This is a genomic window from Streptomyces sp. CAU 1734, from assembly GCF_039888735.1.
GTDB lineage: Bacteria > Actinomycetota > Actinomycetes > Streptomycetales > Streptomycetaceae > Streptomyces.
On the sequence record NZ_JBDQQP010000017.1, the window covers coordinates 76,241 to 99,435 of the forward strand.

20 protein-coding genes are annotated in these 23,195 nt (G+C 72.5%); 9 read left to right on the forward strand and 11 right to left on the reverse strand.

Annotated features, from left to right (window positions below):
• Window positions 1–339: 339 nt before the first annotated feature.
• The 5 genes from AAFN69_RS28390 to AAFN69_RS28410 form a co-directional block, all read right to left on the reverse strand.
• The gene (locus AAFN69_RS28390) at window positions 340–1,719 is read right to left on the reverse strand and encodes a salicylate synthase (protein ID WP_347731703.1); all 1,380 of its coding nucleotides are present in this window, start codon (window positions 1,717–1,719) and stop codon (window positions 340–342) included.
• A gap of 167 nt (window positions 1,720–1,886) precedes the next feature.
• On the reverse strand, window positions 1,887–2,123 hold the full coding sequence (locus tag AAFN69_RS28395) for an MbtH family protein (protein ID WP_347731704.1): 237 nt from the start codon (window positions 2,121–2,123) through the stop codon (window positions 1,887–1,889).
• 407 nt (window positions 2,124–2,530) lie between these two features.
• Complete coding sequence (locus AAFN69_RS28400; protein WP_347731705.1) at window positions 2,531–3,397, reverse strand: ABC transporter ATP-binding protein; 867 nt, start codon at window positions 3,395–3,397, stop codon at window positions 2,531–2,533.
• 109 nt (window positions 3,398–3,506) lie between these two features.
• Window positions 3,507–4,574 (reverse strand): iron chelate uptake ABC transporter family permease subunit, encoded by a 1,068-nt coding sequence (locus AAFN69_RS28405; RefSeq protein WP_347731706.1) that lies wholly within the window; start codon window positions 4,572–4,574, stop codon window positions 3,507–3,509.
• Window positions 4,571–5,554, reverse strand: coding sequence for an iron chelate uptake ABC transporter family permease subunit (locus AAFN69_RS28410; RefSeq protein ID WP_347731791.1), 984 nt, complete (start codon window positions 5,552–5,554; stop codon window positions 4,571–4,573). The genes AAFN69_RS28405 and AAFN69_RS28410 overlap by 4 nt, the downstream gene beginning before the upstream one ends.
• Window positions 5,555–5,932: 378 nt before the next feature.
• Between AAFN69_RS28410 and AAFN69_RS28415 the strand changes: the two genes are divergently transcribed.
• Both AAFN69_RS28415 and AAFN69_RS28420 read left to right on the forward strand, forming a co-directional pair.
• A complete protein-coding gene (locus tag AAFN69_RS28415; RefSeq protein ID WP_347731707.1) occupies window positions 5,933–7,432 on the forward strand; it encodes an MFS transporter in 1,500 nt (499 codons plus the stop codon).
• Between the two features lie 815 nt (window positions 7,433–8,247).
• Window positions 8,248–9,498, forward strand: a complete 1,251-nt coding sequence (locus AAFN69_RS28420) for an FAD-dependent monooxygenase (RefSeq protein ID WP_347731708.1) — start codon at window positions 8,248–8,250, stop codon at window positions 9,496–9,498.
• 371 nt (window positions 9,499–9,869) lie between these two features.
• Here the strand turns inward: AAFN69_RS28420 and AAFN69_RS28425 are convergent, their stop codons facing one another.
• On the reverse strand, window positions 9,870–11,183 hold the full coding sequence (locus AAFN69_RS28425; RefSeq protein WP_347731709.1) for a cytochrome P450: 1,314 nt from the start codon (window positions 11,181–11,183) through the stop codon (window positions 9,870–9,872).
• Window positions 11,184–11,351: 168 nt separating this feature from the next.
• Here AAFN69_RS28425 and AAFN69_RS28430 point away from each other — a divergent pair, with 168 nt between their 5' ends.
• The gene (locus AAFN69_RS28430) at window positions 11,352–11,864 is read left to right on the forward strand and encodes an NUDIX hydrolase (RefSeq protein ID WP_347731710.1); all 513 of its coding nucleotides are present in this window, start codon (window positions 11,352–11,354) and stop codon (window positions 11,862–11,864) included.
• 107 nt (window positions 11,865–11,971) lie between these two features.
• Window positions 11,972–13,498 (forward strand): prenyltransferase/squalene oxidase repeat-containing protein, encoded by a 1,527-nt coding sequence (locus AAFN69_RS28435; protein WP_347731711.1) that lies wholly within the window; start codon window positions 11,972–11,974, stop codon window positions 13,496–13,498.
• Window positions 13,499–13,664: 166 nt separating this feature from the next.
• On the opposite strand, the gene AAFN69_RS28440 is transcribed toward AAFN69_RS28435, so the two are convergent.
• From AAFN69_RS28440 to AAFN69_RS28460, 5 genes are all read right to left on the reverse strand, one after another.
• Window positions 13,665–14,417, reverse strand: a complete 753-nt coding sequence (locus AAFN69_RS28440) for an SDR family NAD(P)-dependent oxidoreductase (protein WP_347731712.1) — start codon at window positions 14,415–14,417, stop codon at window positions 13,665–13,667.
• Window positions 14,418–14,428: 11 nt separating this feature from the next.
• Entirely contained in the window at window positions 14,429–15,619 is a 1,191-nt protein-coding gene (locus AAFN69_RS28445) for an acyl-CoA dehydrogenase family protein (protein ID WP_347731713.1), read from the reverse strand.
• Window positions 15,620–15,905: 286 nt separating this feature from the next.
• Window positions 15,906–16,307 carry a peptidase inhibitor family I36 protein gene (locus tag AAFN69_RS28450; RefSeq protein WP_347731714.1) on the reverse strand — a complete coding sequence of 134 codons (402 nt, stop codon included), beginning with the start codon at window positions 16,305–16,307 and terminating at the stop codon, window positions 15,906–15,908.
• 142 nt (window positions 16,308–16,449) lie between these two features.
• Window positions 16,450–16,827 (reverse strand): hypothetical protein, encoded by a 378-nt coding sequence (locus AAFN69_RS28455; RefSeq protein WP_347731715.1) that lies wholly within the window; start codon window positions 16,825–16,827, stop codon window positions 16,450–16,452.
• 804 nt (window positions 16,828–17,631) lie between these two features.
• Window positions 17,632–18,747 (reverse strand): AI-2E family transporter, encoded by a 1,116-nt coding sequence (locus tag AAFN69_RS28460; protein WP_347731716.1) that lies wholly within the window; start codon window positions 18,745–18,747, stop codon window positions 17,632–17,634.
• A gap of 323 nt (window positions 18,748–19,070) precedes the next feature.
• Here AAFN69_RS28460 and AAFN69_RS28465 point away from each other — a divergent pair, with 323 nt between their 5' ends.
• The 5 genes from AAFN69_RS28465 to AAFN69_RS28485 all read left to right on the forward strand — a co-directional run bounded on the left by AAFN69_RS28465 (window position 19,071) and on the right by AAFN69_RS28485 (window position 23,195).
• Window positions 19,071–20,165 carry an endonuclease/exonuclease/phosphatase family protein gene (locus AAFN69_RS28465; protein WP_347731717.1) on the forward strand — a complete coding sequence of 365 codons (1,095 nt, stop codon included), beginning with the start codon at window positions 19,071–19,073 and terminating at the stop codon, window positions 20,163–20,165.
• A gap of 321 nt (window positions 20,166–20,486) precedes the next feature.
• Complete coding sequence (locus AAFN69_RS28470) at window positions 20,487–21,341, forward strand: STAS domain-containing protein (protein WP_347731718.1); 855 nt, start codon at window positions 20,487–20,489, stop codon at window positions 21,339–21,341.
• Window positions 21,338–21,706: an STAS domain-containing protein gene (locus AAFN69_RS28475; RefSeq protein ID WP_347731719.1), complete on the forward strand. Its 369-nt coding sequence runs from the start codon at window positions 21,338–21,340 to the stop codon at window positions 21,704–21,706. Before AAFN69_RS28470 ends, AAFN69_RS28475 begins: the two co-directional genes overlap by 4 nt.
• Window positions 21,703–22,140, forward strand: a complete 438-nt coding sequence (locus tag AAFN69_RS28480; protein ID WP_347731720.1) for an ATP-binding protein — start codon at window positions 21,703–21,705, stop codon at window positions 22,138–22,140. Before AAFN69_RS28475 ends, AAFN69_RS28480 begins: the two co-directional genes overlap by 4 nt.
• Window positions 22,128–23,195: an ATP-binding protein gene (locus AAFN69_RS28485; RefSeq protein WP_347731721.1), complete on the forward strand. Its 1,068-nt coding sequence runs from the start codon at window positions 22,128–22,130 to the stop codon at window positions 23,193–23,195. Before AAFN69_RS28480 ends, AAFN69_RS28485 begins: the two co-directional genes overlap by 13 nt.

The following is a 23,195-nucleotide window of genomic DNA, read 5'->3' on the forward strand; positions in this document are numbered from 1 at the left end:
GGGCTTCGCCTTTCATTGCGGATATCGGGACGGGGCGAGTGGCCGGGACGGGCCCGCTGTTCGCGGCGGCCCCGGGGCGGGGGCCGGTGCGGGCGGCGGGCCGCCGGCCGGTCGGCGCCGTCGGTGAGCCGGGTGATCGGATCGCGTTCGCCGGTCCTGCCGAACGCGATGAGCGGCGGTGTGCCGGGCACCGCGAGCCGGTGGCGGCGGGCGCGGTGAAGAGCGTCCGGACGGATGTCCGCGGGGCGTCCGGGGCCTCGCGGACCAGGGGTGCCGGACGGGGCCGCGGTGCGTGGGTGTGCCCGCCGGAGCGGTGGGCCCGGCGGGCCCGCCCCGGGCTCAGGACGTGGTGCGCGGCGCGGCGGGGACGAGGAATCCGCTGGTGCTCCGCAGCTTCTCGCAGGTCTCCTCGAACTCCCGCTCCGGTGTGGAGTGCTCGACGATGCCCGCTCCGGCGCGCAGCCAGGTCAGGCCGTCACGCTGGAAGACGGTCCGCAGCACCAGTGCCGCGTCGAGGGAACCGTCGGAGTCGGCGGTGAGCACGGCTCCGCTGTACAGGCCCCGGGGAGCGGTCTCGTACCGGCGGATGGCCTCACAGGCGGCGGCCTTGGGCAGGCCGGAGGCGGTCACCGCGGGGAAGAGCGCGGCCAGGGCATGCCAGGCGTTTCTGCCGGGGGCGAGCCGGCCGCCGACGCGGGAGGCGAGGTGCTGCACGCTGCCGCGCTCACGGACGTCCATGAATTCGTCCACGGTGACCGAGCCGCGGTCGCAGATCGCGCGCATTTCCTCGCAGGCGGCCTTCACCGAGACGGCGTGCTCGAAGATCTCCTTGGGATCGCGGAGCAACTCCTCGCGCCGGGCCAGATCGCTCTCGGGTGTGCCGGAGCGTGCTCTGGTCCCGGCGAGGGGCTGGGTGGAGACCCTGCCGTGCGGGTCCACCTCCACCACGGTCTCGGGGCTGAATCCGGCCGCGCGGTGCACTCCGAGGTCCAGCAGGAAGGAGCGGGCCGGGGTGTTGCCCCGGCGGCCCAGGAGATAGGTGGCGGGCAGGTCGATCTCACCGGGTACCGGGACGACACGGGAGAGAATGACCTTCTGAAGGCGGCGCGCCCTGATGTCCTCGACGGCGGCGGCGACGGATTTCCGGTACTGCTCGCCCGGCTCGCCCTCGTGGAGTTCCAGCGATTCACCGGCGACCGGCCCGGTGCCGGCCGCGCCGGCGGCCTCGACCGCCGCGACCGCCTCGGCGAGGAGGGCTTCCAGCGCCGGGAGGTCCCGGGGGTCCCGGGCGTGCAGAAAGGTTTCATCGTTCCGCCGGCGCACCTCGCGCTCGGGAACGATGAGATGGAGCAAGGGGTCGGGGCCGATCGGATGCGGCAGTTCGTGCAGCAGATACGACAGCTCGAACCCGGCCCAGCCGTAGGCCCGCCAGCCGGGTAACGGGCACTCGGCGAGTAATCCGGCGATCTGCTGGAGGGGTTCCGGGCCGGTCGGCACGGTCCGGCCGCCGGATCCGGAACCGGACCGCAGCTCGATCCGGTCCGCGTACAGCAGGAGTTCGAAGGCGGCCCCGGTCCCGAAGGACCACTGTCCGGCGCGCTCGTACAGCACGCAGGGCGCCGCGGAACGTGCGGCCAGCGCGGCGGCGACCGCGATGGGGTCACCGGCCGCGCCGGCGGTGCCCGTCCGGTGGTCGAAACGATCGGAGAGAGTGGTCACCGCACGCTCACGGCACGCCGGTGATGCTCCATGGTCCGCATGGGAAAGTCCTCTTCTGGCAGCACGAAGTGCGCCGTGTCGGAGTCAGGTCCTGGACGGCTCGAAGGCAGGTGTGCACCTGCTGGTGAGGAGAGTGCTTCGGTACCGGTACAGCGGTGCGGCGGACGTCAGAGGCGCGTACGGCTCTCCGCGTCGGCCGTCATCTGCGCGACCAGGCTCTTCGGCCGCATGTCGGTCCATTCCCGCTCGATGTGCTCCACGCAGGAAACGCGGGTGTCGGGCCCATGTGCCACCGACCATCCCCGCGGGACATCCAGGAAGGCGGGCCAGAGGGAGTACTGGCCCTCGTCGTTGACCAGGGCGTGGAAGGTCCCGCTGTCGTCGTCAAAGGGGTTCGTCGTCATGGACGAGTTGATCCTCACGTCGTCGGCCTGTATTGCCCGTGCCACTGTCCAGCACGCCGGAAAGTTAGGTAAGTCTAACCTAACTGTTGCCGTGTACACCACTACGCCTTATCCGAAATGCCCTTTGCGGCAAGGCATTTGACGTTTTATCGGTTCTGAGAATGCCCCCGGCCCCTCCCGCCCCCACCGAGCTGGGGAAACCGCCGGGGCGGATCTCCCCGTCCCGGCGGGAAGCCTCCGGCATATGACGGTCCGGTATTCCCGCCGCGCGGTGAGAGGGAAACGGGGAACCCGGCGAACCGGGCGGCGCGAAGCGCGCGGTGGCCGGGGCCGTGTGCCGGGACCGGTCCCCCGGCGGTGACGGGACGCGGCCCGGATGAGCACCGCGCCGGGCCGGCGCGCGGAGCTCAGCCCCGGTGTGTGCCGGCGGGAGCGGTCTTCACCGGCCCCACGGCGCCGAGGCGCCGCGGGTCGTCCGGTCTGGCGGCCGGCACCACCAGCGGGGTCCCGACCTCCGGGTCGGGAATGATCCGGCAGGGGAGCCCGAAGACCTCCTCCACCAGCTCGGCCGTGACGATGCGCGCGGGATCGCCCTGGGCGGCGATCCGGCCGTCCTTCATCACGATGAGATGGGTGGCGTACCGGCATGCCTGGTTGAGGTCGTGCAGCACCAGAACCAGGGTGTGCCCCCGACCGCGGTGCAGATCCCAGCACAGATCCAGCACTTCGACCTGGTGCGCGAGGTCGAGATAGGTGGTCGGCTCGTCGAGCAGCAGGATCCCGGTCTGCTGGGCGAGCACCATGGCGAGCCAGACCCGCTGGCGCTGCCCGCCGGACAGCTCCTCCACGAACCGGTCGGCCAGAGCGCGGACACTGGTCATCTCCATCGCGGCGACCACCGCGTCCTCGTCCGCGGCCGACCACTGGCGCAGCAGCCGCTGATGCGGATACCGGCCCCGGGCGACCAGATCACCCACGGTGATTCCGCCGGGCGCGGTGGAGGTCTGCGGGAGCAGCCCGAGGAGACGGGCCACTTCCTTCGCCGAGTACGAGGAGATCGGCGCCGCGTCCAGCCGGACCGTACCGGCCCGGGGCCTGATCATCCGGGAGAGCGCCTTCAGCAGAGTGGACTTGCCGCAGGCGTTGGGGCCGACGATGACGGTGAAGGAACCGTCCGGGATGCTGACGTCCAGCGCACTGGCCACCACCCGCTCGTCGTAGGCCAGGGTCAGCCCCTCACCGTACAGCCGGACGTCCCGCGCGGATTCGCTCATGCCGTTCCCTGCCCGTCTCCCGAGTGCTGCCCGAAGCGCCGGCGGCGCCGGCACCGGCCGGGCCACCGCTCGCGCCCGCCCGCCGACGCTGTTCCGCGTACCACCGCTGTCACCGTTTCCGCCATTCCCGGCCCAGCAGCCATGCCAGATAGAGCCCACCGAGCGCGGCGGTGCCGATGCCCACCGGGAGCTGCGTCGGCGCGAGTGCCCGCTGGACGGCGAAATCACTCGCGACGAGCAACAGCGCGCCCATCAGGGCGGCGGGTATCAGACCGGAGCCGGGGGACGCGGTCAGCCGGCGGGCCAGCTGCGGTGCCGCGAGTGCCACGAAGGCGATCGGGCCGGCCGCCGCGGTGGCGACCGCGGCCAGGGCGACGCTGGTCACCAGCAGGGCGAGCCGGGTCGGTTCGGCGGGAACCCCGCGCGCCCGGGCGGTCTCGTCCCCCATCTCCAGCAGGGACATCCGGCGGCCGAGCGTGAGCGCGACGGGCACCAGCACCAGCAGGGCGAGCGACAGCGGCAGCGCATGCTCCCAGCGGCGGCCGTTGAGGCTGCCGGCCAGCCAGAGCTCCGCGGCATGCGCGTCCGCGAGAGCGGCGCGGGTCAGCAGATAGGAGTTGAAGGAGAGGAGCATCGCGGCGATCCCGATGCCGGTGAGAATGAGCCGGAATCCCTGCACACCCCGCCGGAAGGCCAGCGCGTAGACCAGTGCGGCGGTCGCCATGCCGCCGACCACCGCACCGGCGGCCACCTGCTCGGTGCCGCCGCCGAGCAGCAGGATCACCACCAGGGCGCCGGTGGCCGAGCCGGTGGTGAAGCCGATGACATCCGGACTGCCCAGCGGATTGCGGGAGACGCTCTGGAACATCGCCCCACTGATGCCCAGCGCCATGCCCACCATGATGCCCACCAGCAGCCGGGGCAGCCGGAGTTGGCCGACGATGAAGTCGAGCCCCGGGGGGCCGCCGCCGAGAAGGGTGGCGATCACATCGGGGACCGAGGCCGTGTAGGTGCCGGTGGTCAGAGACGTGACACCCACGGCGACGACAGCCAGGACGAGCCCCGCCCCGACGGCGAACGAGCGCGCGTGGAAGCGGAGTGAGACACCACCGGCGGGTGTGCGGAGCACCCGCCCGGTCACGGGCGCGGGCGGCCGCCGCCCCTCGGCCGCGCTCACAGCGCGGAGATCCGGCGTCGGCGGGTGAGCGCTATGAAGACCGGCGCGCCGAGGAACGCGGTGACGATGCCCGTCTCCAGCTCCCCCGGTGCGGCCAGCAGCCTGCCGGCCACATCGGCGCCGAGCAGCAGAACCGGGGCGAGGAGCAGCGAGTACGCCATCACCCAGCGCTGGTCCGGGCCGGTGATCATGCGAACGATGTGGGGAATCGCCAGGCCGACGAAGGCGATCGGGCCGGCCGCGGCGGTGGCACCCCCGCAGAGCAGGGCGACGGCCACGGCACCGAGGAGCCGGGTCCGCTCGGTCCGCGCGCCGAGCGCCCTGCCCGTCTCGTCGCCGAGGGCCAGGGCGTTCAGCGGACGGGCCAGCAGGAGCGCGATCACCACTCCCAGCAGGATCAGCGGGCCCACCTGGATCACCACCCCGAGATCACGGCCGGCCAGCGAGCCGACATCCCAGAAGCGGAATTCGTCGAAGGTGCTCACGTCGTGGATCACCACGGCGGAGACATAGGCGATCAGTGTGGCGTTGACGGCCGCTCCGGCGAGCACCATCCGGTCCGGGGTGACGGCCCGGCCGGTCGAGCCGAGCAGATAGACGATCCCGTACGCCGCCGCCGCGCCCAGGAAGGCGAACCAGACATAGCCGATGGGCGAGCCGATGCCGAGGAAGGAGATGGCGGTGACGACGGCGGCCGACGCCCCGTTGTTCACGCCGAGAAGCCCGGGGTCGGCGAGCGGATTCCGGGTCAGCCCCTGCATCAGCGCGCCGGCGAGCCCCAGCGCGGCTCCGGCCAGCAGGCCGAGCACGGTCCTCGGGAGGCGCAGTTCCCTGACGACGAAGCTCTCCTCGCCGGCCCGGTCATGGACGAGCACGTCCCAGACGGTGCCGAAGGGGATGCCGCGCGCGCCGACGGCGAGGCTGAGCACACAGACCGCGGCGAGCAGCAGGGCGGCGCCGAGCAGCCCGCCCCAGCGGATCCTCGCCGCCCGCCGGCGAGTCGGCCCGCCCGGTCCGGCCGCTGTTCGCGAACCCGCGCCGGCGGAGCTCTCCGGGGCGGCCGGCTCCCCCGATAATCCGGGCCGGCCGGCCACTCCCGGGACGGCCTGTCCACGTGCCCTCACCGCTCGGCCGCCTTCGTGGCGGCAGCGCGGCACAGCCCTTTCGCCACCCGTTCCCCCGTACTCCCCAGCGGCCCATGACAAGTCGCTACCAAGGCAAGCCTAACCATGCATCGATGCGCCAATCAACTCGCGCACAGCGGCCGTTGGGGCCCGGACAGCGGAACGACCTTGCACCGTACGGATGTTAGGCATACCTTACCTGCCCAGTGTGATTCATGTACGCAGGAGGTAACCATGGGTGATTCCGCCGGTTCGGCCGCGCTCCCGCCGGACGGGGACACCACACCGGACCCCCTTCCGGAATCGGGGCCGAAGCACGGCGAACCGGCCGCCCGCACCGCACTGGTTCTCACGGCGGTCTGCCTCTCCCAGCTGATCGTGGTGCTGGACATCAGCGTGGTGAATGTGGCCCTGCCGGAGATCAGCCGCGATCTCGGCTTCTCCCCCGGCATGCTCTCCTGGGTGGTGAACGCCTACACACTGGTCTTCGGCGGACTCCTGTTGCTCGGCGGACGGCTGGCCGATCTCTTCGGACACCGCCGGGTCATGGCCGCCGGGCTGCTGCTGTTCGCGGTCGCGTCCCTGCTCGGCGGCTTCGCCCAGACCCCGGCCCAGCTGATCGCCGCACGCGCGGGCCAGGGTCTGGCCGGCGCGGTGCTCGCCCCGATCGGCCTCACCGTGATCATGGTCACCTTCGCCGAGGGCCCGGCCCGCTCCAAAGCGGTCGGCACCTGGGCCGCGGTCGCCGCGTCGGGCAGCGCCCTGGGCGTGCTGGCCGGCGGGCTGCTCACCGATCTGCTCGGCTGGCGCTGGGTCCTCTTCATCAATGTGCCGCTGGTCGCCGTCACCCTGCCGATCGCCCTGGCCTCCGTACGCGACCGGAACAGCGGCGAACGGCCCCGGCTCGACCTGCCCGGCGCGATCCTCGGAACCGCCGCGATGACGGCCCTGGTCTACGGAGTGCTCGACACCGAACGGCATCCCTGGGACTCGCCCCGAACCCTGTCGGTGCTCGCTCTGGCCGCGCTGCTCGGCATCGCCTTCGTCCGGTGGGAGAGCCGCTGCGCGGCCCCGATCGTCCGGCTGGGCATCTTCGGCAGCCGCACCGTGTCGGTGTCCAATGTGAACGCCCTGCTGGTCGGCGCCGCGACCGTCACCGGCTTCTTCCTGGCCTCCCTCCACCTCCAGAATGTGCTCGGTTACAGCCCGCTGGAGGCCGGTGCCGCGTTCCTGCCGTTCTGCTTCGGCGCGATGGCCGGCAGCATCGCCGGCATGCGCCTGGTCAAGACGGTGGACCGCCGGATCCTGATCATCGGCGGCCTGCTGCTGGCCTCCGCCGGCATGGCCTGGTTCAGCGCGCTGGACCCGTCGTCCACCTTCACCGGCGGATTCCTCGGGCCCTCACTGGTGGCGAGTGTCGGCATCGGACTGAGCATGGTCACCAACACGTACATGGGCACGTCGGGGGTTGCCCCGCGGGAGGCCGGCCTGGCCAGCGGCCTGCTGAACGCCAGCCGCCAGTGCGGCGGCAGCATCGGCCTCGCGGTGCTCTCCACCATCGCGGTCTCCACCACCCGCAGCGCGGAGGAATCCGGCACGGGCACCCTGGAGGCGCTCTCGACGGGGTACGGTCACGCCTTCCTGGTCACCGGTGGGCTGACACTGGCCGCGGCGTTGCTGACGGCTCTGATGATCCCCCGGGACCGGGCGGAGGCGGCACCGGTCGCTGACTGACCATCACCTTCCGTGCGGGCAGGGGCCGAAGACGCGGCGGCCGTCCGCCGGGAACGGATCCGCGTCATCCCTGGGAGAGATCGACCGCGTCCGGGCACGGTCCGCACGGCTCCGGGGCGGTCCACGACGACCGGGGTCGGACGCGGCGCGGATCCGGAGCGGGCGGCACCCGGACCGCCGGCCGCGACGCCCGCCGGCTCCTCCCCGCCGGGACCGCGCGCATCCCACCCGAGCCCGCCGTCCGGGACACGGAACGCCCACCCGGTACCGGCCGTCCCCGCACAGCCGGGCCCCGGCGGACACCGGCGGGAATCGAAGCCGGTCTCCCCCTGCGGCGCGGCCCCGGGTTGTCCGCCACACGGACGCGGAGTGACGCGCACCGCGGGGGCGGACGGCGTCGGGCTCGCATGCGGCCGTCGGCGTACGACCGATGACGGACCGGGCCCGTCCCGGGAACACGCCCCCTCGTATCAGGGCGCGTGATCGGTACCAGCAGTGTCATGTATTGGACTGGCCACCGCCCCGCCGGAAGACTTGTCCTCAAGTCGCCGGGTCTTCGGGGGCCATGCCGCGGCGTGCCGAAGCCATGGCCGGAACAAGCCGGTCCGCTCCTTTCGGCATCCCGCCCTCAGGCGTCCGCCCGGCAGCCCGTGAGCCGGACTCCCGGCGTCCCGCGCCGAGGCGGACCGGCTGTACGGACCCGTGCCGATGTCCCCGCCCGGCCCGGCTCCGTGCCCCGGCTCGCACGGGCCCGGCAACCCGGACCGGCAGAACCCTCGCGAGCGATGGAGAGAGCAAGTGGTGGAGGCGGACCGATGAGAGTGATCGTGGTGGGCGGGGGCATCGCCGGGCTGAGCTGCGCCCTGGCGCTGCACGCCACGGGCTTCGAACCCCGGGTGTACGAAGCGTCGCGAGCGGTGGAGGCCGTCGGTGTGGGAATCAATCTCCTGCCGCACGCCGTCCGTGAACTCGCCGAACTCGGCCTGGCCGATCAGCTCGACGCCATATCGCTCGCCCCTCACCGGTTGAGCTACCGCGACCGGGCGGGCGAACCCGTGTGGGAGGAACCGCTCGGGCTCGCCGCCGGCTACCGATGGCCGCAGCACTCCGTGCATCGCGGGCGCCTTCAACTGCTGCTGCTGGCAGCGGTGCACAACCGCCTGGGCCCGGACTCGGTACGCACCGGACTGCGGTTCCGGCGCTTCGAGGAGACGGCGGACGGCGTCCGCGTGCACTTCGCGGACCGGACGAGCGGCACGGTGACGGCCGAGGAGGCGGACGTCCTGATCGGCGCCGACGGCATCGACTCCGCGGTCCGCGCCCAGCTCTGGCCGGACGAGGGTCCGCCCAACGCCAACGGTGTCCGCATGTGGCGCGGAGTCGCACACCACCCGCACATCCTGGACGGCCGTTCGATCGTGGTGGCGGGCCATGCCCCCGGCGACAAGTTCGTCGCCTATCCGATCGAGGATCCCGTGGCCGCCGGGGGAGACGCGATGATGAACTGGGTACTGGAGGTACGGCACGGCCCCCCTTCGCACGGCGCCGGCCGCCGCGTGACACCGGCGGAAGCCGTCTTCGGGTTCGCTTCGTGGGGCCTGCCCTGGATCGACCCGGCGACACTCGTCGAGCACTCCCCGTCGATCGCCGAGTACCCGATGCTCGACCGGAACCCCTTGCCGCGCTGGAGCTTCGGACGCGTCACCCTGCTCGGTGACGCCGCGCACCCGATGTATCCCATGGGCATGAACGGCGGATCGCAGTCCGTCGTCGACGGCCGGGTACTGGCCTGGTGCCTCGCCCGGGAGAACGACCCGGTGGCAGCGCTGCTCCGCTACGACCGGATACGCAGGCCGGCCGTCAACGCGGTCGTGCTCGCCAACCGTGCCCTGGGGCCGGAGGAGGTCCTCGCACGCGCGGCCGAGCTCGGCGGGCCGCTGCCCGGCGATCGGGCCGAGCGGATCAGCCGCCGGTACAAGAAGCTGTCGCGGGGCACCGTCGCGCAGGTCAACACCCATGAATCATGGACGGTTCCGCGCGACGCCGCCCGGCGCCGGGCGGAGTGAGCGCCGGCCGGCGGGGCCTCCGGACGAGCCGCGCCCAGGGCCGATGCCGGTGGCGGAACGCCACACCGCGCGGCGGAGCCGTGGCCGGCCGGACGGCCGATCAGGTGAGGGCCGGGGGCTCCGGGCCGGCCGGAACCCCCTTCGAGAACCCCGGCGGACGGGACGGCAGGCTGATGTGTTCGTTCGGCTGGACGACGGGCCGCGGCCGGAACGCCCGGGGCCCGGGACACGCGACGAGCGGAACCGCCCCGGTGAAACCTCCCGGGATCACCGCCGCCGGTGCCGGTGGCGGGACCGGCCCGGCACGCGCCCGTCTCCTCGTCGGCGCCCCGTGCCCGTGCGGGCGGGGCGTCACGGGAGCGGCACGGCCCTCACCTGCGGGGGCGGATGACGGCGGTCATCGGTCCGTCCGGACTGACACTGACACCGAAGACCGCCCCCGCGGGGATCTCCGTGAACTGTGGCGTCCAGGCGGGGAGCAGCAGTTCGAGGAGGACGGTGACCTCGCGCAGGGTGAACTGGGTGCCGAGGCAGGCCCGGGGACCGAGGCCGAAGGGGTAGTACGCGCCGGGCCGGGAGGCGGGACCCTCCGGGGTGAGGAAGCGCTGCGGGCGGAAGCTCTCGGGAGCGGGCCACAGCGCCGGGTCGCGGTGGGTGAGGTAGGGACAGCCGAGGACATCGCTGCCCGCTTCGACTCGGTAGCCGTTCAGGATGTCGTCCTCGACGGCGTGGCGGGGCAGCAGCCAGGCGGCGGCCGGGTAGAGCCTCAGCGTTTCGCTGATGAGCGCCCGGATGGCCGCCGTGAGGGCCGGGGATCCGGGCGGCCCTGCCGCGAGCGCCCGGGCGTGCTGTTCGGGATGGCGGGCGAGCAGAACGAAGAGCCAGGTCAGGGTCGTCGCCGTGGTCTCGTGGCCGGCGACGAGCAAGGTGACCAGTTCGTCCCGGATCAGCTTCGGGGTGTACTCGGGATGTTCCGCGGCCGCGTCCAGCAGGGCATGCAGCAGGCCCGGTCCGGCGGGGCCCGCCGGACCGGTGCGCGCGGCGTCGACGGCCCGCTCGGCCACGGCATCGATTCTCGCGATGCCGGCCGAAAGCTCCGGCCGCGCATCGATCGCGTCCGCCGGCGATGCCGGGAGGGAGGCGAAGACCTCCTGGGTGATCAGGAGTTCACGGCAGGTCTCCTGGTCGAGCACATGGCCGGTAAGGGTGCGCCAGATGGTGTCAAGGGCGAAGAACCGCATGTCCGCCGCGATGTCGCGGGGTTCGGCCGCCGAAGCGGCGCGCTCCCAGCGACGGGCCGTTCGCAGGGCCGCGTCCAGGATGCGCTCCTCGTATCGGCGGATGCCCCGGCCGGTGAACTGGGACTGGAGAACGCGGCGTTGGACGCGCCAGCGCTCACCGGTCGCGGAGACCACACCGTCGCCGATGAGGACGCGGGCGCGGTGGGAGCGCTTGACGTAGCGATCCGGGTGCCGGGCGAACACATGCCGCACGGCGTCCGGGGCCGTGACCAGCACGGATGCCTGCGGTCCCCTACGGAACGCGCTGACCCCTCCCAGAGCGTGCGCCTGGGTCAGAAGATCGATCAGCGGGGCGCCGGATGCACGCCATCGCCGTACCCGGGCGGGGGAAAGCTCGGGCGGATTCGGCACGGACGACGCCTCACGGTGCGGATCCGGAGCCATTTGAGCGTTTTCGGCGGGCTCGGACACGGTCAACGGACCCCTCCCCTTCGAGCGGATTCGGTGGAGTCCGGCCGGCCCGCCGATCCCCAACCCCTCAACGGTAGCCCAGCGTATCCACTCCAACACTTTCCGTTCCCCATGTCTGTCCGGTGGCGGAGAGAGGACACCATGACTCGTGCCGGCCCCGCCTCTTCCCGGGCGGCTGTGGAGACCATCGACTACGTCGACGCCGAGGACCGCTTCGTGTGCCGCGGCCCCCGGGGCGGCGCCGGGGCGGCCGGCCTCCACTACCGGATCGCGGCCACCATCGTGCTGGACGGCACGGGCCGTGTTCTCGTCTACCGCAGGCCGGCCCGCGCCACCGTCCATCCGGGCTGCCACGATGTGCTGGTCGGCGGCGGTGTCAGAGCGGGCGAGAGCTACCGGCGGGCTGCCGAGCGCGAGCTCGCCGAGGAGACCGGCCTGCGCGTGCCGGTACGCGAAGTCCTGCGGTCCCGCCGCGATTCCCCCCTTGGGCCCTGCCATCTCCGGGTCCATCTCGCGCTGCTCGACGGTCCCGTACGGGCGGCGCCGGACGAGATCGCCCAGCACCTTCTGCTGCCGCTCGCCGAGGTTCTGACCGATCCTCCGCAGCCGTTCATCCCCGCGGGTCTGGAGTCACTGCGCCGGCTGTTCGCCTGATGGCCGCCACCTCCGGCGGATGACGCCGCCGGCCGGGGCCCGCGGATCCGCCCGTCCGATCCACCTCACACCTTCCGGGGAAACCGATGCCCGTCACCTCTTCGTCCATGTCCGGCAACAGTTCCGTCGTCCCCCCGGGCCTGCGGCACTGCCGTGATCTCCTGTCCCGCCGGGTGTCGGGTCTGGTCCGCTCCACCGGCCTGGTGGCCGCACCGTGCGAGAGCCGCGTACTGGAATCAGCCCTGCTGCTGCACCTGCTGACCGCCGAATCCGTCGCCCCGGAAGCCTCGGGGCGACTGCGCCGCCACCTCACCGCCCGGATCACCGGGGACCCGCCGGACGTCCTGCAGACCACATTCGCCCGCGTCGCCCTGGGCGAGTCCGGAGTGACCGGGAGCGGTGTGGACGCGGCGCTGTCCTCCTTCGAGCACTTCAGCGCCGGCCGCAAGCAGCTGATGTTCCGGACGCTGCTGGCGGAACTCGGCGCCGGTGACTTCCCGCACCCCGTACCCGACCGTGCCGACACCGGCCATCACCAGAGCTGGCTGCGGCTGGAGATGCGGGCCGTCAAGGTACTCGCGGCCCACGGCACCGGAACACCGAGCGCCGTCACGGCCGACGACTGGGCGTTCCTGGCCCCCGCCGTCCGGCCCGGCGCCGTATGGGAGGGCAACCACCTCGCGCGCCTGCTGGGGCTGCTCGCGCTGCGCCACCACCCGGCCCATCGCCCGGCCGTCCGGAAGACCCTGATCCGCGTCGCCGGCGAACTGCGGCCGGACGGCGGGCTGCCGTTCGTCACCGGTCTCGATGTCTTCGCGACCGCCATCGCCGGGTCCGCCCTTGCCCGTACGAGTCCCGATCGCGACCTCGTCACCCGCATGGCCGACGCTCTCGCGGCGGAGCAGCATCCCGACGGCGGCCTGGGATACACGACCGGTGTCGACCAGAGCGATGTCGACGACACCTCGTACACCGTTGAGTTCCTGCGTGCCGCCGCACGGCGGCGACATGCGGCGGCCATCGTCGCCGCGGAGGCGTTTCTGCTCCGGCAGCGCAACCCCGACGGCGGGTTTCCCACATTCGCCCGGGGTGGTCCATCCGAGACCGCCATAACCGCCGCGGCGGCGGGCGCGCTGGCCGCCAACCCCGCCCACCGGTGGGCGGCCGAGGGCGCGGTGTCCTGCGTTCTGGAACGGTCGGGGCCCGGCGCGCCCGTGGAGCGCAGCTGGAGCAGGAACGCCACCAATGCGCTCTTCCGCACCGCACTCGCCTGTGACAGCGTCACCGAGCACGCACCGCGCCTCCTGCGCACGGCCGCCGCAGCTCACCGGCGGCATGTCACCGGCCGGCTCCTCGCGACGCAGTGCCCGGACGGAGGCTGGGGCCACCGTGCCGGGGATCCCAGCGATCCCATCAGTACCGCCTATGCCGTGATCGCTCTCGCCGCCGACCCGCTGCGCGTCACCGCACTGCACCGCGCGCTGTCCTACCTCGTCGAGCGGCAGCGTCCGCACGGCGGTTACCACAGCAGACCCGATCAGGCGGGGCCGCGCCCTCTCCTCTACGACGTCCCGGCCCTCGCCGACGTCTGTGTTCTGCTCGCCCTCGCCCACGCGGCACCGGCGCCCCGCTGACACGGAGGCGGCCGTTTCCCGGCGCCGGGCCGCTCGCTCGTCCACATGGATGTGCGGGGTGCCGCGGGGAGCGAAGTGCGCGAGGGAAGGCGGGCGGCGGTGTGCGGGCGAGTACCGGCGGCGGGGACAGGGCCGGGCAGACGGGGCCGGGTGCCGGGGAGGCGTATCAGCGCATATGGGTGCCGCCGTTGATGTCGAAGGTGGCGCCCGTGACGTATCCGCCTTCCTCACTCACCAGATAGGACACGAGGCCGGCCACCTCCGCCGGCCTGCCCATTCTGCCCACCGGAATGTGCCGAGCCGCCTCCGACACCGCCGATGGGCCGAGCCCGGCCACCGCGGGGGTGTCGACGGCGGACGGGGCGACCGCGTTCACGGTCACGCCGTGCGACGCCAGTTCACGGGCGAACACCTTGGTCAGCACGAGGACTCCGGCCTTGGCGGCGGAGTAGTGCGCACCGGCGAGGGTCCCGCCCTGCTGGCCGGCGAGTGAGGAGAGGTTGACCACCCGGCCCCAGCCCCGGTCGCGCATCGCGGGAGCGCAGATCCGGGTCAGCGTCAGGACACTGCGCAGATTGGTCGTCAGCACGGCATCCCACTCGGCCGGTTCGATGTCCCACACCGAGCCCGGGGTGGTGCGGGCGGCGTTGTTGATCAGAATGTCGGGTGCGTGCCAGATGGCGGCGGTCGCACACAGCGCGGCGTGGACGGCGTCCGTGTCGTCCACATCCGCCCTGAGTGGCAGCGCGGTGCCCGCGCCGGCGGGGTCGAGAGTGCCGGAGAGCGCGGTCACCGCGCCGCCGTCGCGGTCCAGCAGGGCCACCCGGTGGCCCGACTCGTGCAGCCGGGTGGCAATCGCGGCACCGATGCCGCGTCCCGCGCCGGTGACCAGTGCCACCCGGGGGCCGGCCCCTGTCATCATCCGCCTCCTCAGATGGCCGGGTTGGGCGGGAGCGGGGCACCGAGCAGGGCGCGGCCGTAGATCTCCTTGCTGGTCTGAACGCTGAGCGCGGCATGCCGGGACGCCGTCTCGATGTCGCGCCAGGCACGTTGGAGCACCGATCCGTCGGCGAAGCTGCCCGCGCCGGCGGTGTCCAGCAGCATGCTCATGGCGTCGCGGGCGCAGCGTGTGGAGTGGGCGGCGTCCATCCGCAGCCGGGCCCGCTCGGGGAGCGCGGGGGTGCGACCCGCTCGCGCGTGGGTGTCCACCTCGTCGGCGGCGCGGCGCAGATGGAGCAGCGCGGTGTCGATCAGCGTCGCGGCATCCGCCACATTGAGCTGATGGGCGGGGTTCTCGGCGACCAGGCGGTGCAGCGGAGAGACGGTCTGTCCACCCCGGGCCGCCGTGTCCAGCACCCGCTCCAGGGTCGCCGCGGCGATCCCCACGGCCGTGGCCACCAGGGGCAGGTTGATGGAGAGATGGAACGTGATCCGGGGTTCACCGGGGTGGCGTCGCCGGTAGACGCCATCCGCCATGGCGGTGAGGGAGATCGTGCGGGAATCCGGCACATACACACCGTCCGCGACGGCCGTGTCGCTGCCGGTGCCGCGCATGCCCGCCATGTGCCAGACATCCTCGACGGTCAGGGCGGACGTGGGGACCACGGCCATGCAGCGCTCCGGTTCGCCCCCGGTGCCGGGCCGGACGAATCCGAGCAGGGTCCAGGGGGCGTGGTGGATGCCGGAGATCCAGCGCCAACGGCCGCTCAGGGTCCAGCCCCCGTCCGTGCGCCGCGCCGTTCCGGAGGGGTTGGCCGCGCCGCAGACGACGGCGTCCGGGTCGTCCCGCCACAGCGCCGTGCGCTCGGAGCGGGGGAGCTGGGAGGCGAAGAGAGCGCCGCCGTAGGCGATGCCCACGGTCCAGGAGGCGGACGCGCAGCCCCGGGCCAGCTCCTTGCACACGTCGACCACCGTGCGCGCGCCCGCTGCCCGGCCGCCGTGCGCCACGGGGGTCCCGAGGCGGAGAAGGCCGGCCCGGCGCAGGGCGGTCAGGGTGGTACGGGTGAGAGTACGCCGCTCATCGGCGCGGGCCGCCTCGGCGGCGAGAAGCGGGATCAGCGAGTTCGCCGCCTCGACCGGTGTGAGGCCATCGGCGGTGCCGGGGGTGGTGTCCACGGTCATGGTCCCTGCCCTTCCAGTGTGCCGCCCCGGGAGCGGGAGGGGCGGCGGATCGGTGATCACCGGCGGCGCTCCGGCCCGGGTGCGGGCCCCGGCCCCGCATGCGCCCGCTCCCCCCGCTCCCCCGGCGAGCCGTGCCCGCCGCCGTCCCTGTGGTCCGGCGGATCGTCCGAGCGTTCCTCCCGGCTCTTCGTCCCCTCGCGGACACGGTCCGGGCAACCCCGCCGATCGGCGGGCGACGCCGGCCCCGGGTCACGGGGCCGGCGTCACACGAGCCGGTTCCCTGTCCTCAGCACGGGCGGAAGGAACTGATCTTGTCGTTGATCCACCCGGGAAGGGTGGGCCACCACTCCCAGGGGCCGATCCTGAACTCCAGCCCGCCGTAGCCGGGGTGCTCATGGAAACAGATGGAGTAGTGCGAGTCGTTGACGATGGAGGAGACCTGGTCCTGGTACTGGCCGAGGTTCGGGTTCACGTTGGGCATGCTGAAGGGGAGTGAGTAGCCGCCGTAGTTGTCGTGCTTGCGGAGACACAGGCTGCGCCCGTTCTCCATACAGCCGGCGGCCTCGGCGGGGGCCGCGTTCACGAGAACACCGGCCGAGGCGGCGAGAGCGACGACGGCGCCGAGGAGCGCCTTCCGGCGCCCGGCGTGTGAACGAACGGGGATCCTGCCTCTGACGCTGGAACGCATGGCTGCCCTTCTGTCGGCGCGCTGTCCGCCCCTCTTTGTTCCGGCACCGAAATGAGCGGTCCGGTCAGCGCGGGGAGATCGGCCCCGTGCCCGCCCGGCCGGGCGGGCACGGAGTGCGGTGATGCCGTGCGGTCGCCCTCGGTCAGCAGGGGCGGTAGGACGAGATCCTGTCGTTGATCCACCCGGGCAGCGTGGCCCACCATTCGCCGGGGCCGATCCTGAACTCGAGCCCGCCGTAGTTCCCGTGCTCGTAGAAACACATCCGGAGGTCCGTGCTGTTGCCTATCGAGGAGGTGCTGTCCCGCGCCGGGCCGCCGAGGTTCGCGACCTGCACGGGCGCACCGCTCGGGTACACCGGGATCGAGTAGTTGGGGTTGGCGTAGATGAAGACGCCGGCCAGGGCGCGGGCCGGCGCGGCGGCCGCCGGGGCGGCGGTCGTCACCAGGCCCGCCGCCGCGGCCAGGACTCCCACGGCACCTGTCACGGCCAGGCGCTGCCCGGTCTTCCTCAACAACGGCATGAGCTTGTCCTTTCCTTGCGGGAAAGTGCCCGACGTCGGAGCACATCGGGCCGGGGGCGGATGTACGTCATGACGCGATGCTGCAAATTCTTGCTGAAAGCAGCAGAAAGAATTTTCTCAAGGCGGGCCGCCGAAGACAAGAGGTCGGTCCGGATGGCGCACGGCCAACTGGCGCGCGTCCGGGCGACGGTGGCGAAGTCCCGTCGGCCCGCTCCCCCGCCCCGGCGGGCAGATCGTCCTGTGCGATCGTCCCGGCGATGGCGTCCGCCGCCGGTTCGAGCGGCGGCCTCCTGGTCGTGATGTGCCACGGGACGGTGTGCATCCGAACGCCGAGCCGGTCCGCGACGGGACGCGTGGTCACGGCCTCCAGCCCCTCTTCCGCCGGGAGGCGAAGGGCAGCGGCCACCACGGCGACGGGGGCAACCGGGCACCGGCCGCTCGTGTGCCGGTCAGCCACCCGCATTGGCGCGGGCGCGCATACCGCCCCCGGCGTCGGGCGGGTCGCGCCGGCCCCGCCGAGGCGGGTCGGACCGGCGCGCCGGCGCGGACCTCGACCGGAGCGGCCGGCGGGGTGTGGCGGCTGTCACCGGCCCGGCCGGATCGGGCCGGGCGGCGGGTTGCCCCTCCGTCCCGGGTTGACCGCGTCCCAGAGGTGGTCCGCCCGGGCACGGCCGCCGCCGAGCGGGGACGGCCGCGCGGAAACACGGCCGGTCGTCATCGCCGGAGCCGGCCACCCGGGGGGAGCCGCGACGGGCACCCGGTGCCGCCGCCCGGCCACCCGGCCGCGTCGCGGCTGCCGCCCCCTCAGCGGAGCGGAGCGGCGGCGGCTCCCGGCTCGTGGGAGCCGGTCTCCAGCGGCGGATCGCTGAGCTGCTCCCGCAGATAGTTCCAGACCACCGCGAGCAGCGCGGCGATGGGTACGGCGATCAGGCTGCCGACGATGCCGGCCAGGCTGCCGCCGAGCGTCACCGCCAGCAGGACCATGCCCGCGTGCAGGCCGAGACCACGGCTCTGGATCATGGGCTGGAAGACATTCCCCTCCAGCTGCTGCACCGTGACGATGATCGCGAGGACGATCAGCGCGTCCATCGGACCGTTCGACACCAGCGCGATGAGCACCGCGACCAGGCCGGCGAACAGGGCGCCGATGATCGGTACGAATGCCGAGACGAAGGTCAGGACCACCAGGGGCAGGACCAGGGGTACCCCCAGCACCCACAGTCCGATGCCGATGAGGACGGCGTCGAGCAGACCGACGAGTGCCTGGGAGCGGACGAAGGTGCCCAGCGTGTCCCAGCTCCGCGCGGCGAGCGCCGGGACGTCCGCGGCGAGCCGGCCGGGAAGCTGGTGGCTGAGCCAGGGCAGGAAGCGGGGTCCGTCCTTGAGGAAGAAGAACATCAGGAAGACCGCCAGTACAGCGGTGACCACGCCGTTCACCACCGTGCTCAGGCCGGTGAAGACGGTGGTGAGGATGGAGTCGACACTGCCCTGCACGCGGCTGACCGCGGCGTCGACTCCGTCGGTGATCTGGTCATCGCCGATGTTCAGCGGCGGCCCGGCGGCCCATTCGCGTACCTGGTGGATTCCCTCGACCACTCCGGTGGTGAGTTCCCCGGACTGCGAGGCCACCGGAACCGCGATCATCGCCACGACTCCCACGGCGGAGAGAAGGAACAGCACGGTCACGGTGGAGGCGGCCAGGGCGGGGGCCCAGCCGTGACGGCGCAGGAAACGGGTCGGGGGCCAGGCCAGTGTGGTGAGCAGGAGGCCGATGATGAGCGGCCATATGACCGACCACATCCGGCCAAGTATCCATACGGTCACCGCGGCCATCACCAGGACCACGAGCAGCTCGCCGCAGACCCGCGCCGATGTACGGAGTGCGGCGCGGGATCTGACGGAACTCAGCGTCTGAGACATGGGATCACCTTATGGTCATTCCGGTAGGGCCCGGTGCCGGGCCCCGGCAGAAGGTCTGCGGATCAGCCGAATTGACGGACCGTCACCTTTGCCGTCCGACGGCCGGAATCGGACCCCGGGAGGGAAAGGCCGGCGAGGGCGGCACGGGACTTCCGGCGAGCGGCGCCGGACCGCTCCCCGCGGCCGGGCGACCCTTGTTGATCATTGAACATCCGGCGTTGCGCCGAGGTTCATGCCCCATACATGAAGGCCCGTGACGCTTTGTCCCGGCCCGCCCCGATCCCGGCCGGGCCGTGAACGCGGGCAATCAATGGAGGTCACAGATGGTCAGGCGGCGCGAACTGCTCGGAATGGTCGGCGCGACCCTCGGAGCGGGAGTACTGGCCGCGGGGACGGCCGAGGCCGCCCCACAGGACGCCCGGAGGCACCGCGGGCCCTCACGCCGGACACTCGAGGTCCTCCAGTTCAACATCTGGCTCGGCGGCAGCCGGGTGCCGGGCGGCCGGGCGGGCATCGCGGACACCATCGCCGCGGTCGGGCCCGACATCGTGATGCTCAGCGAGTCGAACCCGCAGCGGGTCGCCGATCTCCTGGCCGATCTCGCCGAGCGCGGGCTGACCTACTTCGACAACAGGAACCCGGTCGATCCGGCGGTGATCTCGCGCTACCCGATCATCGAGCACGCGTCCTTCCCGTACTGGTCGAAGGCGGTCGTCTCGGTCGGCGGCACCGAGGTCGCGGCGTACTCCGGGCATCTGGAGTACCGCTACTACGTCAACTACCTGCCGCGCGGCTACGGCGGCGGCACGCCGTCGCCCCTGGAGACCTCCGAGTACGGCTGGGGCGAGATCCCGACCGGCCCGATCACCGACGCCGGCCTGATCACACGGCTCAACGCCGCCTCGGGACGCACGAAGGTGACGCGGACGGTCCTCGCGGACGCCGCGAAGGAGCGGGCCAAGGGGCGGCTGACGCTGCTGGCCGGCGACTTCAACGAGCCCTCCCACCGGGACTGGGACCGCCGGACCCGGAACCTGTTCGACCACAACGGCGCCGTTGTCCCGTGGTCGACGACGAGGGCGATCGAGGACGCCGGATTCCGCGACAGCTACCGCGTGATCCACCCGGACCCCGTCCGCAGGCCGGGCTTCACCTGGCCGAGCGACAACCCGGGCGCCGACGTCGGCGCGCTCACCTGGGCGCCGAAGGCCGACGAGCGGGACCGGATCGACTTCGTCTTCTACCACCCCGACCGGCGGATCCGCCTGCTCGACAGCGTCATCGTCGGACCGTCCACCACCATCGTGCGCAGCGAGCGGGTGAAGGAGACGGGCCGGGACCGGTTCCGGGAACCCACCTGGACCTGGCCGACCGACCACAAGGCGGTGCTCAGCACCTTCCGGGTGACCACCCGCTGAGCGGGCCCCTGGCAGCGACCGCAGCCCGGACCGGATCCTTCCGGCTTCCGGGCAGCGGAGCGTTCGCCCCGTCCGCCGCGGAGGCCGTCCGAGGAGTGGCGCCCGGACACCTCGCACATGTGATCACCGTCACAGGAATAGCCGACCGGATCAGCTGGGTATCCGGGGGAAGCAGTTCGCATGGAAGAGCAGGGATGAGCAGGGATGAGCGACGCCGCCGGCAGGTGACCGGCGGACGGAGCGCATCTCGTCACGCTCCCCATGTCGTACGCTGCGCAACAGGATCGTGCAATCGTACAAATTAACGCCCAAGGAGTGGCCATGGTCGCAAAGCAAGACATTTCGGCCAGGCTGGTGACCTTGCTCTCCACCGGCGAGGAGGAACGGGCAGCCCAGTGGGTCGCCGATGTCTCCCGGGGACTCTCCGGCCGGATCAGCAGAGCCGAACTCGACCGGGAACTGCGCGAGCTGTACGCGGCTCTGGTGGAGGCGCTGCGCGCGGGTGCCCAACACGCCCACGGCGAGGAGCTGTCGGAGCTGCGCGCCCTGCTCACGGAGCTGTCGCGCAACCGCGCCCGTCAGGGGTTCACCCCCAGCGAGACGGCGCTGAGCGTCTTCGCTCTCAAGCAGGTCCTGGAGCCGGTTCTCACGAGCGGGACCGCGGCGGATGTCCAGGCGTATCTGAGGCTGAGCCGGCTCCTGGACGATCTGGGGCTCTTCACGATCGAGACGTACACGCGCGCCCGCGAGGAGATCATCGTCACGCAGGCGGATCAGCTGCTGGAGCTGTCCACTCCGGTGGTCAAGCTGTGGGACGGGGTGATCGCCGTGCCCCTGGTCGGCACCCTCGACTCGGCCCGTACCCAGGTGGTGATGGAGAAGCTGCTCCAGGCCCTGGTGGACACCGGATCCGAGCAGGCGATCATCGACATCACCGGCGTTCCGGCGGTCGACACCCAGGTGGCGCAGCATCTGCTGAAGACCATCGTGGCCGCCCGTCTGATGGGCGCCGAGTGCACGGTCTCCGGGATACGCCCGCAGATAGCCCAGACCATCGTGGCGCTGGGCATCGAGTTCGGTGACATCGTGACCAAGGCGAGCCTCGCCGACGCCCTTCAGCTCGCGCTGCGGAAGTCCGGCGTCGAAATGGTCGCCCGCAAGGACACCCCGCGATGACCGAACGCGTACCCATCCTCCGCATCGGGGAGGTCCTGCTGGTATCCATCCAGGTCGACCTGGAGGACCAGACCGTGATGAACCTCCAGGAGGACCTGGCCGAGCAGATCGTCGCCCGCTCCGCCCGGGGGGTGATCATCGACATCACCGCGGTGGAGATCGTCGACTCCTTCGTGGGACGGATGCTCGCGACCACCGCCGCCATCTCCCGCATGCTGGACGCGGAGACGGTGGTGGTGGGCATGCGCCCGGCCGTGGCTATCACGCTTGTCGAACTCGGCCTGTCACTCGGGGGTGTACGGACCGCTCTCGACCTGGAGAAGGGGCTCGCCCTCCTGAGGCGGAGCAGCGCGGGCCGGACATGAGCGGGCCGGGCACGAACAGCCGCTGGGCTCCCGAAAGCGAACCGCAGACCATGCCGATCGTGGCGAACGACGATGTCGTACGGGTACGCCGGCTGGCCAGGGAGCTCGCGCAGCGGTGCAAGCTCTCCCTGGTCGACCAGACGAAGTTCGTCACCGCCGCCAGCGAACTGGCACGCAACACCCTGGTGTACGGGGGCGGCGGGGTCGTACGGGTGGGTCCGGTACGGGGCACCGGCCGGATCGGGGCCTGGGCGGTCTTCGAGGACTCCGGGCCGGGGATCCCCGACATCGACCTCGCCCTCACCGACGGCTGGACCTCGGGCGGCGGTCTGGGACTCGGACTGAGCGGCGCCCGCCGGCTGGTGGACGAGTTCCTGCTCGACACCGAGGTGGGGCAGGGCACGACCGTGACACTGGTCAAGTGGGCACGGTGAGCCGGCCCACCCTGGTGGAGTGCGAGGACATCGCCTGGTTCCGGGACGATCCCGTGCTCCCCGCCTCGGCCCGCGGCGCCGCCGCCGCTCTCGCCCGCCGTATCGGACTCGACCCCCATCGGGTGTCAGAGGTCGCGCTGGCGGTCACCGAGGCGGCGACCAACCTCCAGCGCCACGCCGTCGACGGGTCGCTCGCCCTGCGCGCCCTGCGCACGGACAGCAGCGCCGCGGTGGAGTTCGTCACCGTGGACGCCGGGCCGGGTATGGCCGATGTGGGCGCCGCGCTCTCCGACGGGGTCTCCACGGCGGGCACGCTCGGCATCGGGCTGGGCGCCGTGGCCCGGCTCGCGGATGTCTTCGACGTCCACTCGGTGCCCGGCAGGGGCACCGTGATGGCCGCGCAGTTCTGGCCCCGCAACCGCCGGGACGTACGGGCCGCCGTCCCCCCGGAATCCGTGGCCGCCGGTATCACCCGTCCCATCAGCGGTGAGACGGTATGCGGCGACACCTGGGCGGTACGGGCCGGCGACAGCGGGAACGGCACCGGGGACGGGCGCGCGCTGCTCGCGATCCTCTGCGACGGGCTCGGACACGGGCCGCTCGCCGCGCGGGCCGGTGAGGCCGCCATGGGCGCCTTCCGCCGTTCCGCGTCGAGTGACCCCGAGGCGGTCATGCGCGAGGTCCACGCCGCGCTGCGCGGTACCCGCGGCGGTGCGGTCGCCGTCGCGCGGATCGAGCCCGACCGGGGGCGTGTGCTGCTCTGCGGCGTCGGCAATGTCAGCGGTTTCGTCGTCGGCCCCGGTACCCGGAAGAGCCTGGTGTCCGCGCCGGGGATCGTCGGGCACCAGATGCGCACGCTGCGCACCTTCGAGCAGCCGATGGTGCCGGGCGGCGCGTTGGTCCTCCACTCGGACGGACTGACGGAACGCTGGACCCTGGACACCATGCCCGGCGTCCTCGGACACGGTCCCACGGTGATCGCGAGTCAGTTGCTCAGGGAGGCGGCGGTACGGCGCGACGACGCGGGAATCGTCGTCGTCAAGGGAGCATGGTGA

What these genes read in the sequence shown, in the direction of transcription:
- AAFN69_RS28450 (WP_347731714.1), bottom strand. Translation starts at nt 16,307, where the DNA reads ATGCGTTCCAGCGTCAGAGGCAGGATCCCCGTTCGTTCACACGCCGGG.
- AAFN69_RS28480 (WP_347731720.1), top strand. Translation starts at nt 21,703, where the DNA reads ATGAGCGGGCCGGGCACGAACAGCCGCTGGGCTCCCGAAAGCGAACCG.
- AAFN69_RS28470 (WP_347731718.1), top strand. Translation starts at nt 20,487, where the DNA reads ATGGTCGCAAAGCAAGACATTTCGGCCAGGCTGGTGACCTTGCTCTCC.
- AAFN69_RS28435 (WP_347731711.1), top strand. Translation starts at nt 11,972, where the DNA reads ATGTCCGGCAACAGTTCCGTCGTCCCCCCGGGCCTGCGGCACTGCCGT.
- AAFN69_RS28445 (WP_347731713.1), bottom strand. Translation starts at nt 15,619, where the DNA reads ATGACCGTGGACACCACCCCCGGCACCGCCGATGGCCTCACACCGGTC.
- AAFN69_RS28420 (WP_347731708.1), top strand. Translation starts at nt 8,248, where the DNA reads ATGAGAGTGATCGTGGTGGGCGGGGGCATCGCCGGGCTGAGCTGCGCC.
- AAFN69_RS28425 (WP_347731709.1), bottom strand. Translation starts at nt 11,183, where the DNA reads ATGGCTCCGGATCCGCACCGTGAGGCGTCGTCCGTGCCGAATCCGCCC.
- AAFN69_RS28455 (WP_347731715.1), bottom strand. Translation starts at nt 16,827, where the DNA reads ATGCCGTTGTTGAGGAAGACCGGGCAGCGCCTGGCCGTGACAGGTGCC.
- AAFN69_RS28460 (WP_347731716.1), bottom strand. Translation starts at nt 18,747, where the DNA reads ATGTCTCAGACGCTGAGTTCCGTCAGATCCCGCGCCGCACTCCGTACA.
- AAFN69_RS28465 (WP_347731717.1), top strand. Translation starts at nt 19,071, where the DNA reads ATGGTCAGGCGGCGCGAACTGCTCGGAATGGTCGGCGCGACCCTCGGA.
- AAFN69_RS28395 (WP_347731704.1), bottom strand. Translation starts at nt 2,123, where the DNA reads ATGACGACGAACCCCTTTGACGACGACAGCGGGACCTTCCACGCCCTG.
- AAFN69_RS28415 (WP_347731707.1), top strand. Translation starts at nt 5,933, where the DNA reads ATGGGTGATTCCGCCGGTTCGGCCGCGCTCCCGCCGGACGGGGACACC.
- AAFN69_RS28440 (WP_347731712.1), bottom strand. Translation starts at nt 14,417, where the DNA reads ATGACAGGGGCCGGCCCCCGGGTGGCACTGGTCACCGGCGCGGGACGC.
- AAFN69_RS28430 (WP_347731710.1), top strand. Translation starts at nt 11,352, where the DNA reads ATGACTCGTGCCGGCCCCGCCTCTTCCCGGGCGGCTGTGGAGACCATC.
- AAFN69_RS28475 (WP_347731719.1), top strand. Translation starts at nt 21,338, where the DNA reads ATGACCGAACGCGTACCCATCCTCCGCATCGGGGAGGTCCTGCTGGTA.
- AAFN69_RS28400 (WP_347731705.1), bottom strand. Translation starts at nt 3,397, where the DNA reads ATGAGCGAATCCGCGCGGGACGTCCGGCTGTACGGTGAGGGGCTGACC.